Raw genomic sequence first — 14,220 nt, 5'->3', positions numbered from 1 at the left:
CTGTTTAATGGTTGAAATCTTCACCTTTTGAGAATCATAGGAAACCGTGGCTTTTTCCGTGGCATAATTCACTGATGCCTTTGACACCCCGTCAATTTTACCAATGGCCTTTTCAACCCTTGCGGCACAGGCAGCACAGGTCATGCCTCCAATGGGTATGGTGACTTCATTTTTCGCTGTTTCTTCCAGAATGCCATACCCAGCTTTAATGATGGCTTCATTGATTTTGAGTCTGGAAACTTTCTCCTCGTCATATTCAACTGACAGCTTTTCTGTGGCAAAATTTACCGATGCATTTAACACGCCGTCAATTTTACCCACAGTTCTGTCAATCCGAGCGGCACAGGCAGCACAGGTCATACCGGTTATTTTGATTGTTTCTTTCTTCATAGAACCTTACCCACCCTTTCGAATCGAATTTACCTCTTCTTTGATAGTATACCCTTTTTGAGTTTATCTAACTAGACTATTGTTATTTTGGCAGCGTAACACTAAAGCAACTGCCTTGGCTTAAATGGCTTTTCACCTCAACCGCCCCACCATGGGCCGTGACAATGGACTTAACAATAGCAAGACCGATACCTGATCCGCCGGTCATACGGTTACGAGATTTATCCGCACGATAGAAGCGCTCAAAAATAAATGGGAGTTCATCTTCTGGAATACCAATGCCGTTATCTTTAATCCCAATCTTTACAGACTTCTCTGTTTCTGAAATGCTGATATGTATCTCTCCGCCATCAGGCGTGTATTTCACAGCATTGGAAATAAGATTAATGAACACCTGGCTTATTCTGTCTTTATCAGCAAAGATATCTGCACTATTGCTATCAATTGACAACTTCAGATTTTTTTTGCCGATATCAGCTTCAAAATTATTAACTGCTTTTTCTGCAATCTCTGTCAGATTAATCTTAGTTTTATCAAGCTTCAAGTTTTCACTTTCAACCTTTTCAAGGCTTTCCATATCCTGTACCATTTTACCGATGCGCAATATTTCATCATGGCAACTTTGAAGCCGTTCAGTGGTAGGTTCCCACACCCCCTCGATCATTGCCTCAATATGGGTTCCGATAGATGTAAGAGGGGTGCGCAATTCATGAGCGACATCAGCCGTCAGCCTTTTTCTTAATGTTTCCTGTTTTCCCAGAGAATCAGCTAATTGGTTAATTGAAACCATGAGCTCATCCAATTCTTTGGTATTTGAATTTTCTTTAATCCGAACGCTATAATCTCCGTCTGAAATCTGTTTAGTAGCACTGACGGTTTTCAATATAGGTCGGCTGAGACGCTTGGCCAAAAAAGCACCAATCACAACTGAAAACACAAGCGAGAAAATGCCAATTCCCAGAAGAATCAAGTTCAATGCACTTAAAAATTGAAAATCATTCTCACTTAGAAAATATGGCCCAAAATACCCGATGTTGACCGTTCCGATGACTGCATTATTTTTTGTGATATCAATGGTTTTAGATGTAAACTCACCATTTGCCTGGGGGTACTTTGTCTCCATTCGTTGAACAATATCATTTGTGACCTGGGAACACGTTGCCATATCACAGGTTTCAGCATCCCAGATGGTTCCCTTTTCCAAGTCATCGACCTTGATGATATACCCGTCGTACAGGGCGTTCATACCAATGGTATGAACAAAGTTCACATCCCAGGTTTTTGTGTTGACATCATATTGCTGACTGAGGCTATTGGCTATTTCCAGAGTCCTATGCTCTTGTTGACTCGCAAGATAACTGGTAAATTGTTTTTCAATAAAGAAATTTGACAACAGACTTATTAATGCAACCGTCAGCAGCATCACCAGGGCAATGGTCAGAGTCAGCTTTGTTCTTAAACTATATTTCATTTAATCGCCACCTAATATTTTATCTTCATCATCAACGATAAGCACTCTTTTATATCTTTCATATCTCTCACTTCTTTAAATTTGTTTATAGAGTTTAAACGCTTTTAACCTAAGTGCATTAGTGCTTACCGACAGCGAAATGACAATGGCTGTTTTCTGGGCAATTCCCATAAGCTTTTTAATGGCTTCGGAGGTTTTACCTTTGGATACCGCTTCCAGGGTATTTTCCAAGAAGTATCAGTGTAATAATAACACCGGCTGTTTTGAAATACAACTCTTTTGTAGCACAAGCAGAACATGTTATTCCCTTTATTTTGATTATTTCTTTCTTCATAAAACCTCTTCCACCCTTTCGAATCGAATTTATTGTCCCCCATTTTGGCACATGCTGCAGCCATTTCCGGCAGCCGAACCTGCATTATTGGAATATTCACTGATATCCTGACCGGTGATATTATTGATATCATCAACCACAGTAATGGTGCTTGTCACCATACCCATCCAGCAGGAATAGGTAATCGTGCCTGACGAATTCGGAGTAAACTCAATCACATTTTCACCAACGTTGAGTTTTTGATTTACAGCATAATCATTGATCACCATTGTATTATTGCAGCTATTGATGTCGCCATTTTTCGCGGTGATCGTCCACCTAAGCGGTACGCCCTTTTGCACAACAATCGGAGAATACTGTCCACCATCCAGTGTTGTTGTAACTGTTTGAGTCGTGCCCTCTGAGCTTGCCTTTGGAACTGCGTCCAGATTGGCAGCAGCATTATTTCCCGATGCCGCCTTTGTTGATTGGGCATTACCACTGGTTTGTGCACTTGTTATATTTGAATTAGCGGCATAGGGTCCCATCATTCCCGAACTTCTGCCAAACCCAAAAAATAAAGCAATTGCAATAACGCAAATGACTAAAATGCCGCCAACAATATAAACTGATTTATGCATCTTTCACCTCTTCCTTGATAGCAAACCTTTTTTCATCTTATTTGCTAAACAACTGTTATTTTGCTTTTTATCATACCCATCCAACAGCTAAAGGGTACTGTTCCGGTTTCGGTTGGAGTAAACTCAATAATGTTGTCCCCGGCAACCAATTTCTTTTCAATATTGTATTTAGGAACGAGAATCTGGTTGTTGCATCCATTGATGTCACTGGCATCCGCCTTGATAATCCACTTTACCGGTATCCCTACTTTTACAGTGATTGGTTCATAACTGTTTGGACTAAGCTTGGAGGTTACTGTTTGAACACCATCACTTAATACTGGAGCAGAATCGCTTTGGGAAACTCCAACCGCTGTTGGCGTTCCACTGGAAGCTGCGGCACCAAAAGCTAATGTAGGAAGGCCGATACCCGACAAACTCATTCCATTGCTAAACATAAACACGCCTAATATCAGAACTAACACAGCACTTGCGGTCATCATTTTACTGGTGAATTTTTTGCTTAGCAGTGAACTGATTGCTCCCAATCCAAACATCAGAGGTACCGTGCCCAAGCTAAATAATAGCATGGCTATAGCACCTTGTAATGGATCCCCGGTGGAAAGAGCATAGAGCTGCATAGCCTGTAATGGGCCACATGGCATGAGTCCATTTAACAGCCCTACATAAAGTGGGCTGTTACTTTTTTTCTGATCGTTTATCTTCCGGGCAAAAATCTTTGGCATTCTCAGGTTAAACTTCCGAAGCCATGGGAACAAGTTGAGCATATTAAGGGCCATGATCACCATGAATACCCCTGCAATGATTGCAACAAACCCCTTTGCTGTACCGGAAAACCCTACTACTGACCCTAAAGCTCCTACAATACCACCGACAATTGTATAGGAGATAACTCTTCCTGAATTATACAAAATACCCGGTCTTATGTTCGAACATTTTTTACCGTTTTTATTGGTTGTATTAGCATCTGGTACACATTGGGATAGGTTAATCCCACCACACATAGCAACACAATGAATGGATGTGAGTATCCCAATTAAAAATAATGCCCCATAGCCCAGACCCTGTTTTGCCTCTGGGAATGAGTTAAAAATATTAAAACCGCCAAAGTGATTAATGATCATGTATGCAGCAAAAATAATAAAGACAATCCCTAGAATTTCAGTTATTTTTGATTTCTTGCTGATTTCCTTATCTTTTTGCTTCTGTCCCATATTCTTCACTTTGTAATCAAGTTTCTCAATAATTTCCACAATAGTTGCCAAACTAATTACATCCGCATCAAATGCAAACTTCACCTGAGAACGAGTATAACTCGCAGTTGCGCTGATGATACCATCGGTTTTTTTAAGCTTGTTTTCAATGCGGTATTCGCAGTTTACACATGTCATTCCATTGATGAACAGTGTCTTTGTAATAGTCTTTGGTTCCATTTGAAAACCTCCCGTCAATTCCTGTCTGTAGTTATAGTAACAGTTAGTTTTGTAGAACTTATGGAGGTGAAAATTATTTTTGAATAATTCATTGCAAAATAAAATAAGATTAACGAATAAAAACGAAGTTTTATTCATTAATCTTATTGATATCTCTCAAATTAAATTTATTAGTCCAATGCTATCTTAGCGATAGCTTGCTTTAAATCTGCAATTATATCTGAAACATCTTCAATTCCCAGGCTAAACCTGAAAAAGCCGTGATGAAACTCGTCAGGATACAGATATTGTCTTTCATCATTTTCTCCCAGATATACAATTAAACTTTCATCGTGTCCCAGTGAAACAGCCGATGTAACAATTCTTAAATGACTGACAAACTCATTGCAGATATTTTGATCCGCCTTTAAACCAAATGACAATACCCCTCCGTAACCTTCATTCATTTGCTCTTTCGCAATGTCGTGTCCCTTATTGCTCTGCAAACCGGGGTATGCCACAAAACTCACGCATTCAAGATTTTCCAAAAATTTAGCAACAGTCATTGCATTTTCGTTGTGCTGTTTCATTCGAAGAGGAAAGGTCACAGCCCCTCTCATAATTAACCAGGCATTAAAGGGACTGATAGTTCCACCAAGATTCACCTGGGATTGAAAACGAATCTCGTCCAGGGATTCCTTTTTTCCTGCGATGGCGCCTCCCATGGCATCTCCATGCCCGTTAATAAATTTTGTAAGACTTTCAACTGAGAAGTCAGCTCCCAGTTCAATGGGTCTTTGGTTATAGGGAGAAGCAAAGGTATTATCTACTGATAAAAGTGAACCATTGTCGTGAGCCAGTTTTGCAATTGCTTTAATATCTGAGATTGCAATGGTCGGATTTCCCGGGGTTTCAATATGAATTAGTTTTGTATTGGGCCTGACTGCAGCTTTTACAGCTTCCAAATCGGTTGTATCGATGATTGTTGTTTCTACTTTAAATTTATTATTCAACAATTCATTTAGAAGCCGATAGGCAGCCACATAAGTTACATTAGAAAAAACCACATGATCCCCTGTCTCTAAGAGGGCAAAGAATAATCCTGAAAGGGCAGCCACCCCCGATGCTAATACAATGCAATCTTCACTTCCTTCAAATGAAGCAATTTTTTCCTCTAAATACTTTTGGTTTGTTCCACCATTTCTTGTATATAAACTTCTATCTGAACTACTCCAATTAATATCTGTTGGATCATAGGGTAATTCATAACTGTTTGCCATTGTTATCGGCCGCTTAATTGCACCTGAATCTTTATCCACATCATTTCCTGTATGTACTGCTCTCGTTTGAAAGCCAAATTCACTGCCATATTTTCGTTCGCCCACTGTCTGGATCCTCCTATGCTGTAGAATTATGTATCAACCTTAATATAATAATTGCATATAATACATATATGCATACTATATTAAGGCTTGTTCATGAAATAGTCAATAGACTAACGACTAATCTTTTGAATCCATTAATTCATACGGATGAAACATTAATTTTGTTTTATCATATAATTTACATATGTATTATATGTATTAAGTATTGCAAAAAGATATTCATACTGGTATAATTACTATTCATATGATATTACTATGTATTGATCGGAGGTGACCCCATGGCCCATCAAATTAATTGCAGTTTTTGATTTTTATAATTGTTAGCACATTGACTTGCTATGCACTTGTTCAAATCAAAACATCTGCATAAATTAAAAGAATTGATAGGAAATTGTGAAATCCATAAACACAAGTGTAAATCGCTTTGATGTCAGTTTTCATAAACAATTTTATAACGTATAGGCGAACAGTTCAACGAACTGTCCGACGTATAGTGGAAAAATTGTTTCATGTAAAACAGACAGCGAAGCTCACAGTACTTTCGCAATTACCTAAAAGAATGGAAATTGAAAGGAAATAAAAATGAATACTAAACGAATTATTGGTCTTATTGCGCTTTTAAGCATCTTACTGTTGGCTTTTACCGGTTGTTCTTCAAAAACTGCCGATGCCGATACTAAAAAAGCATTAAAAGTTGGTGTGTGTGCAGGTCCTTACGGTGATATGTTTAAAGAGGCGATTCAACCTTCCCTTGAAGCTAAAGGTTATGCAGTAGAGATAATCGAATTTTCAGACTATGTTCAGCCAAATAAAGCTCTGGCAGCTGGAGAAATTGATGTTAACATGTTCCAGCATTCAACTTACCTGAAGAACTTTTCTAAAGAAAATAGCTTAGATCTAACCGCTATAACAGAAATTCCTACTGCGGGAATGGGTATTTTCTCTGAAAAATATAAGTCGATTGATGCCATTGAAGACGGTGCAATTATTGCCATTCCAAATGATCCAACCAATTTATCAAGAGCCATCCGAATACTTGCTCAAACAAACATCATCACCATCGACCCGGCAGTTGATCCTACAAAGGCAACACAGTACACTCTTTCAAGCAATCCCAAGAATCTTCAATTCACTGAAATTGAAGCGCCCCAGCTTCCCAGAAGTCTGGACAGTGTAGGCATTGCGATTATTAATGGCAACTATGCTATAAGCGCAGGACTAAAACTTTCAGATGCAATTTATAACGAGAAAATTGCTGACGGCTATGTCAATGTCATTGCCGTTAAAACCGCTGATAAGAATTCTCAATTTGCTAATGATATTGTCGAAGTGGTTAAATCGGATGCTTTTAAAAGCGTCATCGAGGATCCATCGAAACAATATGTTTCATTCCAAAAACCAGCAAATTATTAAAATTCCCTTAAGAATCGGTTGTTCCTTTAAATCCAACCGATTCTTAACACAAAATCCATTCTGGAAAAGGATGTACCAATGATAGAATTCAAAAATGTATCCGTTAACTTCAAACTGGACAAAAAAACCTTTGATGCTGTAAATAACGTCAGTTTCAGAATCAATAAAGGAGAAATATTCGGAATCGCCGGTTCAAGCGGCGCTGGTAAAAGCACTCTTCTTCGCACCGTAAATCTACTCCAGCAAATTACAAAAGGCAATGTATTCGTTGACGGGGATAATATAACCTGCATTAAAGGCAATCAGCTAAGAATTCTCCGAAGAAACATCGGCATGATCTTTCAGCATTTTAATCTTGCCGGCAATCTGACAGTTTATCAAAACATCGCCTTTGTTTTAAAGGCTGCCGGCAAAACAAAAAAAGAAACGGATAGTCGGGTAAAAGAATTACTGGATTTAGTCAATTTAACAGAAAAAATAAATGTGTATCCTTCAAAACTTTCCGGTGGAGAAAAACAACGGGTGGCCATTGCAAGAGCACTTGCAAATGATGCGAAGATTTTGCTTTGCGATGAGCCAACATCCGCACTTGATGTCGAAACAACATCATCAATCTTAAAGCTTTTGAAAGAATTGAATAAAAAATTCGAGATTACGATCATCATTATCACTCATGAACTTGATGTTATTAAAAGTGTCTGTTCAAGGTGTGCCATTATGAACAAAGGTGATGTTGTTGAAATTGGGGATGTATACGAAATTTTCACTAAACCTCAACATGATTTTACCAGACAATTGATCAGCCACACCTTTAATTTTAATTTACCTGATGATATTATTGAAAATATGCAGGGACCCATCATCAAGCTTACATTTCAGGGTGATAATGCCAATAATCCAATCTTGTCCTATGCTGCCAATACGTTTCAAATAGGTTTCAATATTCTTCTTGGTAAAGTTGAGTATATAAACGATTTACCCCTTGGCGTTATCTATGTTCATTTAATTGGCGAAGAGGAAGTTTTAAAACTGGCAATTGAATACCTTGCCGAAAATACAGCAAATTTGGAGGTACTATACAATGGGATTTGATTTAAAATCCGCACTTATCCTAACCTTTGGACAAACAATGCAAATGGTTGTCATCTCCCTGGTTGCGTCAGTGATTATTGGCGGTGGAATCGGACTTTTACTCTTTCTAACGTCCAACAATCTCTTCATCAAAAATAAAATTGTCAATCAGATTGTCGGAGTCATCATTAATATAACCCGTTCCATTCCGTTTTTAATCCTTCTCGTATTGATGATTCCAGTATCAAAAGCCATTGTACGTACATCAATCGGACCAAACGCTGTGGTTATTCCGCTTGCGATTGCTGCCATTGCTTTTTTTGCAAGACTTTCCGAGGCATCCTTTTCAGATGTTGATCATGGCATATTGGAAGCAGCCATTGCGTCTGGGGCAAGTAAATTTTCAATTGTATTAAAAATTCTTATGCCTGAAGCCTTACCATCCTTGATTAAAAATATTACCGTGACCGCTGTTTCATTAATCGGGTTTTCCGCAATGGCAGGTACGGTTGGCGGCGGCGGCCTTGGGGACCTTGCAATTCGCTATGGTTACCAACGGTATGAACCTGCAGTTATGCTGATCTGTGTGGTGGTACTTGTCTTACTCGTACAATTCTTCCAGATCATTGGTGATGTATCAGCCAAGAAACTTGATAAAAACAACTATTAACAGTATTTAAAAGAATAGAGGCTAAATTTATGATTGAAATAAGATGGCATGGACGTGGTGGTCAGGGCGCATTTACTGCTGCTAAAATTTTAGGAGCAGCTGCAGTAATGGATAGTAAATTTTCATTAGCTTTTCCTTCCTTTGGTCCAGAGCGCAGAGGAGCACCCATTTCGGCATTTAATAAAATTGATTCTAAACCTATTATCAACCGCAGTGTAATCAGAACCTGTGATTACATGATTTTTCTGGATGATAGTTTGTTTGATGTCAGTTATTTGGATGATCTTAAAAAAGACGGCATGGTGCTCATTAATACTCCCTTAAATGAGAAGTACAGTGATTTTCCCCAAATTACTGCAATCGACGCAAATAAAATTGCAATTGAAATAATAAACAGACCTATCTGTAACACGGCAATGCTTGGAGCCTTGGCCCATTTCTCAGATGATGTTTCTTTTTCTTCTATCCAATCATCAATTGACTTGTATTTATCAAAGACCAACCCGGCCAAAAATCATCTCATTTTTGAAAAGGCCTATGATTACTTTAAGGAGGTGCAAAAATGAGTAAACCCTATTTACGAAAATATGAAAAACCGAAAAACATATCTGATTATCCTTTAGGCACATCCTATGAAGCAGGATTTTTAGTCACTAAAAATGACGGATGGCGAAGCAGTCGCCCTATTATTACCGATGAATGTAGCGTCTGTCTACAGTGTTATATGTATTGTCCTGATGGAGTCATTTACAAAACAGAAACGGGTATTGATATTGATTATGCCTTTTGTAAGGGTTGTGGCATCTGTGAAAAAATATGCCCTAAAAAAGCAATAAAGATGGAGGTGGAAAAATAATGTCAAAGGAATTTTTATCAGGCAATGATGCTTTTGCAGAAGGTGTAAGATTAGCCCGGCCGCAAGTCATTTCTGTTTATCCAATCACACCTCAGACAACGGTGGTGGAACGCCTTTCTGAAATGGTGGAAGATAAAAGTTTAAACTGTGAGCTTATTCATGTTGAATCTGAACATTCAGCCTTATCATGTGCTATTGGTGCCAGTGCAATGGGCGCAAGAACTTTTACTGCCACTTCTTCCCAGGGACTTTTATACATGGCAGAATGCCTGCAATATGCCAGCGGTGGTCGATTTCCCATTGTTATGATGAACGCCAATCGCTCAACTGCCCTACCCTGGAATATTTATGGCGATCAGCGTGATTCCCTTTCACAGCTTGACAGCGGCTGGATCCAAGTGTATGTGGAGGATGCCCAGGAAAGCCTTGATATGGCCCTTCAAAGTTTTCTTATTGCAGAAAACCCATTGGTATCCACTCCGGTTATGGTGAACTTAGACGGATTTTTACTGACCCATACTTATGAAACAGTGGAAATTCCAAGTCAAGCAGATGCCGATCGGTTTTTACCATCCTTTCAAACAGAAAACAAAATGAGTTTGGATCATCCCAAAAATTTAGGGTTTACCGTTGGCCCTGATGATAATCAGGAATTCAAGTATATTCAACACAGAGCTATGCTGGAAAGCAAGCGTATTATTGCCGAAACGGATGAAAAGTTTGGGGGAATATTTGGCCGACGCTACGGTGGACTCACGAAGGGTTACTTAATTGATGATGCGGACTACATTTTAATTACACTTGGCAGCATTACAGGGCTTTGCCGTGAGGTAGCCGATGAGCTGCGCTCTAAGGGTGAAAAAGTTGGTGTTTTAAAGCTTCGGTTTCTCAGACCTTTTCCTTTAGATGAACTTGCTGCTGCTCTTAAAAATGCAAAGGCTATTGGCGTATTGGAAAAAGACATTTCATTTGGCTATGAGGGAACCGTTTATACCAATGTAAACTCTGTGATTGCCCAAAACGGCTTGTGTTTGCAGACCTATAATTTTATTGCTGGTCTTGGCGGCCGGGATATTACCAAAGATAATATCAAAGAAATGTTCGATCAACTTAAAACAGGCGGCGACCGAGTGAATTTTATTGGAATGGGGGTGAACATTAATGAGTGATAAAATAACAGCTAAAACGATTACCGACAGCGAATTTTTTTATGGTCATAAAGCATGTGCCGGCTGCGGTGGCAGCCTGGCCGTACGAATGGCCCTTAAAACCCTTGGAGAAAGGGCTATTTCAGTACTTCCGGCTGGATGTATGTCAGCGGTAGGATTTAATTTTCCTCATTTATGTTTTAGCAATAACTCGATTATTTCCACCTTTGCAGGAACAGCTTCCATGCTCACCGGTGTTGAAGCCGGAGCAAGAGCACTTGGAATAAAAGATTTTAAAGCAGTGGGACTGGCTGGTGACGGCGGCACGGCGGATATTGGGATTCAGGCGTTATCCGGAGCAATCGATCGCAACGACGATATTATTTACATTTGCTATGACAATGAAGCGTATATGAACACCGGGATTCAAAAAAGCGGCCTGACACCTTTTGGCGCCAAAACAACCACCACCCCAACCGGTGAAAATATCCATGGCAATATCCGCCCTAAAAAGAATATGTTTGATATTGTAGCCGCTCATGGAATTCCCTATGCCGCTACAGCAAGCATCGGTGATATTGGGGATTTTATAAATAAGGTTCAAAAGGCATCTGAAATTAAGGGAACCTCTTACATTCATGTCATTGCGCCCTGTCCTATTGGTTGGGGAATCAATGTCAGTGAAACCATCGAAATCTCAAGAAAAATGATTGATTGTGGTTTGTGGTATTTAGCAGAATATGAGGATGGAGAGTTTAAATTAAACAAAAATCCTAAGGAATTTACATCAGTAAAGGATTATTTGCTTTCCCAGGGCAGATTCAAGCATTTGACGGATACCGACATTGAAATAATAGTGGCCCAAAGAGATGAAAAATGGAATCGCATACGAAAAAACTGGATTAAAAAATAGGAGAAATGATATGATTGAAAAGAAATTCTGGGATGAAAAAATTGAAACCATGCCCCGATTGAAACTGGAAGACCTACAGAAAAAAGAACTAAGAGAAATGCTTGAGTTTGCATATAACAATTCACCTTATTACAAAGAAGCCTTTGATAAAGTTTCTTTAACACCTAAAGATTTTAAAGAATTAAGGGATCTCGAAAAATTTCCTTTTACCAGTAAGGCAACTGAAAGAGAACGCCAGGGAAATGGCGGACTTTTAGGAGATATGATTGCGGTGACTGAAGATGATGTGGTCTTTGTCTCGGCTTCAAGTGGCTCTACCGGCGTGCCAACCCTCAGTCCTTTTACCAAAGAAGATTTTGATGACTGGCAGGATGTTGAAAGCCGATTGTTTTATGGCGCCGGCATGAGAAAAACCGACCGATACGTTCATGCTCTGAATTTTTCTTTATTTGTAGGCGGACCTGATGTTATCGGCGCACAAAATTTAGGCGCATTATGCATTTGGGCAGGAACGGTTGCCTCTGAAAGGTTGCTCTTTATATTAAAGGAGTTTCAGCCCACAATCATTTGGACGACTCCGTCCTATGCCCTGTATCTTGGAGAAACTGCTCTTAAAAACGGTATTGACCCTGCAAAGGATTTAGCGATCAATAAAATTATTGTAGCCGGAGAACCTGGTGGCTCAATTGATACGACAAGAGCAGCCATTGAAAAAGTTTGGGGCGCGGATCTCTATGATTTCTTTGGCTTATCGGATATTTTCGGTGCCTGTGCCGGCATGTGCGAAGCAAAAAATGGTCTGCATATTGCTGAAGACCATATTTTGGTTGAAGTCCTTGATGTGGAAACCCTGAAACCTGTTGCAGATGGTTTACGCGGTGAATTAGTCTATACAACCCTTCGAAAAAAGGCAAGACCAATGATTCGTTTCCGCAGCGGGGATATTGGCTTTGTCAATCGCGATCAATGTTCCTGCGGCAGAACCCATACCAGAATTAATATTGTCGGTAGACTTGACGATATGTTTATTGTGTCCGGCGTCAATGTTTTCCCCAGTGATATTGAATTTGTGATCAGAGGAATCAAGGGGATTACCGGAGAATATTTAATCCGGTTGTATGAACAGAATCATTCCGTTAAATACAGAATCGAAATTGAAAAATCTGACGGGAGTAACGAAGCCGATGAAAGCATAAAAGAAAGAGTTTCATCATTACTTAAAACACGTTTAGGTGTAAAGCCCGGTGAAGTGGTAATATTAAAGGATGGCGAATTGGAGCGGGCAACACATAAGGCAACCCGGTTAATTGATGAAAGAACGCTTATTTATGAGATTTAAGGAAGGTTATTTATGCAACCATTAAGTAATAGAACAAATAATTTTACCGACTCTGTCATCAGAAGAATGACGAGAATATCCAATCAATTCAATGCGGTTAATTTATCCCAGGGGTTTCCAGACTTTGATCCTCCCAAAGAGATACTTAAAGCATTGGAGCAAACAGCACATCATGGTCCCCATCAATATTCCATTACATCGGGTGCCCAAAATTTTAGAGAGGCTCTTTCCCAAAAGCAGTCAAAATATATGGGAAGAAAAATTGACCCCGATTCTGAAATTGTTGTTACCTGTGGCAGTACCGAAGCCATGATGGCAGCTATGCTGACTGTTGCAAATCCCGGTGACAAGGTCATCGTATTTTCACCATTTTATGAAAACTATGGGGCCGATGCTATTTTATCAGGGGCCATACCACTTTATGTGCCCCTTCATCCACCAGCGTTTAACTTTAATACCGATGAACTCGAAACAGCCTTTAAGCAAAATCCAAAGGCGATTATTTTGTGTAACCCATCCAACCCAACCGGAAAAGTATTTACCCGGGATGAACTCACGATCATTGCGAATTTAGCAGAAAAATATGATACCTATGTTATAACGGATGAAGTTTATGAGCATATTGTCTATGAGCCTTATGAACACATCTATTTTGCATCTTTGCCAAATATGTTTGAGCGAACCATTTCCTGCAGCTCTCTATCAAAAACATATTCAATAACCGGCTGGCGTTTAGGCTATATTATAGCACCGGCACGTATTATCGATGTTGCAAAAAAGGTCCATGATTTTTTAACTGTGGGTGCAGCGGCGCCACTTCAGGAGGCAGCCATTACCGGACTAAAATTTGGAGATGATTATTATACCGCCTTACGAAAGACCTATACACAAAAGCGTGATCTGTTTTTAAAGGGTCTGAATAACATTGGCCTGCCCTATACAACACCACAAGGTGCTTATTATGTTATGATCGATATTTCAGAATATAAAACAGATGATGACCTGACTTTCTGTACCTGGCTTGCAGAGCACGTTGGTGTTGGTGCCGTTCCCGGTTCAACTTTTTTCAGGGAGAATGTCAATCATTTAATTCGACTCCATTTTGCTAAAAAAGAAGAGACCTTAAATGAAGCTCTTAACCGGCTATCCGATATACGCAAAAAATGGAACAGCAACTCCTATTAGAAAGAAACCTTCT

Annotated in this window: 15 protein-coding genes; 9 read left to right on the top strand and 6 right to left on the bottom strand. The window is 39.4% G+C overall.

Annotated features, from left to right (window positions below; genetic code table 11):
* From VIK44_RS01160 to VIK44_RS01135, 6 genes are all read right to left on the bottom strand, one after another.
* The coding region (locus VIK44_RS01160) for a copper ion binding protein (RefSeq protein ID WP_331551999.1) at nucleotides 1–390 on the bottom strand (390 nt) is incomplete at its 3' end.
* Nucleotides 391–472: 82 nt separating this feature from the next.
* Complete coding sequence (locus VIK44_RS01155; protein ID WP_331551998.1) at nucleotides 473–1,861, bottom strand: sensor histidine kinase; 1,389 nt, start codon at nucleotides 1,859–1,861, stop codon at nucleotides 473–475.
* A gap of 196 nt (nucleotides 1,862–2,057) precedes the next feature.
* Nucleotides 2,058–2,195: a hypothetical protein gene (locus VIK44_RS01150; protein WP_331552001.1), complete on the bottom strand. Its 138-nt coding sequence runs from the start codon at nucleotides 2,193–2,195 to the stop codon at nucleotides 2,058–2,060.
* Nucleotides 2,196–2,224: 29 nt separating this feature from the next.
* Nucleotides 2,225–2,815, bottom strand: coding sequence for a hypothetical protein (locus VIK44_RS01145; RefSeq protein WP_331551997.1), 591 nt, complete (start codon nucleotides 2,813–2,815; stop codon nucleotides 2,225–2,227).
* A 44-nt stretch (nucleotides 2,816–2,859) separates the two neighbouring features.
* Nucleotides 2,860–4,248, bottom strand: a complete 1,389-nt coding sequence (locus tag VIK44_RS01140; protein ID WP_331551996.1) for a sulfite exporter TauE/SafE family protein — start codon at nucleotides 4,246–4,248, stop codon at nucleotides 2,860–2,862.
* Nucleotides 4,249–4,418: 170 nt separating this feature from the next.
* The gene (locus tag VIK44_RS01135; RefSeq protein ID WP_331551995.1) at nucleotides 4,419–5,612 is read right to left on the bottom strand and encodes an aminotransferase class I/II-fold pyridoxal phosphate-dependent enzyme; all 1,194 of its coding nucleotides are present in this window, start codon (nucleotides 5,610–5,612) and stop codon (nucleotides 4,419–4,421) included.
* A 582-nt stretch (nucleotides 5,613–6,194) separates the two neighbouring features.
* Between VIK44_RS01135 and VIK44_RS01130 the strand changes: the two genes are divergently transcribed.
* From VIK44_RS01130 to VIK44_RS01090, 9 genes are all read left to right on the top strand, one after another.
* A complete protein-coding gene (locus tag VIK44_RS01130; protein WP_331551993.1) occupies nucleotides 6,195–7,025 on the top strand; it encodes a MetQ/NlpA family ABC transporter substrate-binding protein in 831 nt (276 codons plus the stop codon).
* Nucleotides 7,026–7,103: 78 nt separating this feature from the next.
* Entirely contained in the window at nucleotides 7,104–8,117 is a 1,014-nt protein-coding gene (locus tag VIK44_RS01125; RefSeq protein ID WP_331551992.1) for a methionine ABC transporter ATP-binding protein, read from the top strand.
* A complete protein-coding gene (locus VIK44_RS01120; RefSeq protein ID WP_331551991.1) occupies nucleotides 8,107–8,766 on the top strand; it encodes a methionine ABC transporter permease in 660 nt (219 codons plus the stop codon). Before VIK44_RS01125 ends, VIK44_RS01120 begins: the two co-directional genes overlap by 11 nt.
* Nucleotides 8,767–8,795: 29 nt before the next feature.
* A complete protein-coding gene (locus VIK44_RS01115) occupies nucleotides 8,796–9,332 on the top strand; it encodes a 2-oxoacid:acceptor oxidoreductase family protein (RefSeq protein WP_331551990.1) in 537 nt (178 codons plus the stop codon).
* The gene (locus VIK44_RS01110; RefSeq protein ID WP_331551989.1) at nucleotides 9,329–9,622 is read left to right on the top strand and encodes a 4Fe-4S binding protein; all 294 of its coding nucleotides are present in this window, start codon (nucleotides 9,329–9,331) and stop codon (nucleotides 9,620–9,622) included. Before VIK44_RS01115 ends, VIK44_RS01110 begins: the two co-directional genes overlap by 4 nt.
* Nucleotides 9,619–10,791 (top strand): transketolase C-terminal domain-containing protein, encoded by a 1,173-nt coding sequence (locus VIK44_RS01105; RefSeq protein ID WP_331552000.1) that lies wholly within the window; start codon nucleotides 9,619–9,621, stop codon nucleotides 10,789–10,791. The genes VIK44_RS01110 and VIK44_RS01105 overlap by 4 nt, the downstream gene beginning before the upstream one ends.
* Nucleotides 10,784–11,683 (top strand): thiamine pyrophosphate-dependent enzyme, encoded by a 900-nt coding sequence (locus VIK44_RS01100; RefSeq protein ID WP_331551988.1) that lies wholly within the window; start codon nucleotides 10,784–10,786, stop codon nucleotides 11,681–11,683. The genes VIK44_RS01105 and VIK44_RS01100 overlap by 8 nt, the downstream gene beginning before the upstream one ends.
* 10 nt (nucleotides 11,684–11,693) lie before the next feature.
* Nucleotides 11,694–13,022 carry a phenylacetate--CoA ligase family protein gene (locus tag VIK44_RS01095; RefSeq protein ID WP_331551987.1) on the top strand — a complete coding sequence of 443 codons (1,329 nt, stop codon included), beginning with the start codon at nucleotides 11,694–11,696 and terminating at the stop codon, nucleotides 13,020–13,022.
* A gap of 12 nt (nucleotides 13,023–13,034) precedes the next feature.
* Nucleotides 13,035–14,207 carry a pyridoxal phosphate-dependent aminotransferase gene (locus VIK44_RS01090; RefSeq protein ID WP_331551986.1) on the top strand — a complete coding sequence of 391 codons (1,173 nt, stop codon included), beginning with the start codon at nucleotides 13,035–13,037 and terminating at the stop codon, nucleotides 14,205–14,207.
* Nucleotides 14,208–14,220: the final 13 nt, after the last annotated feature.

It is taken from the genome of Acetobacterium sp. (assembly GCF_036508315.1).
Classification (GTDB): Bacteria; Bacillota; Clostridia; order Eubacteriales; family Eubacteriaceae; genus Acetobacterium.
This window is presented reverse-complemented; position numbering and strand designations above follow the sequence as displayed.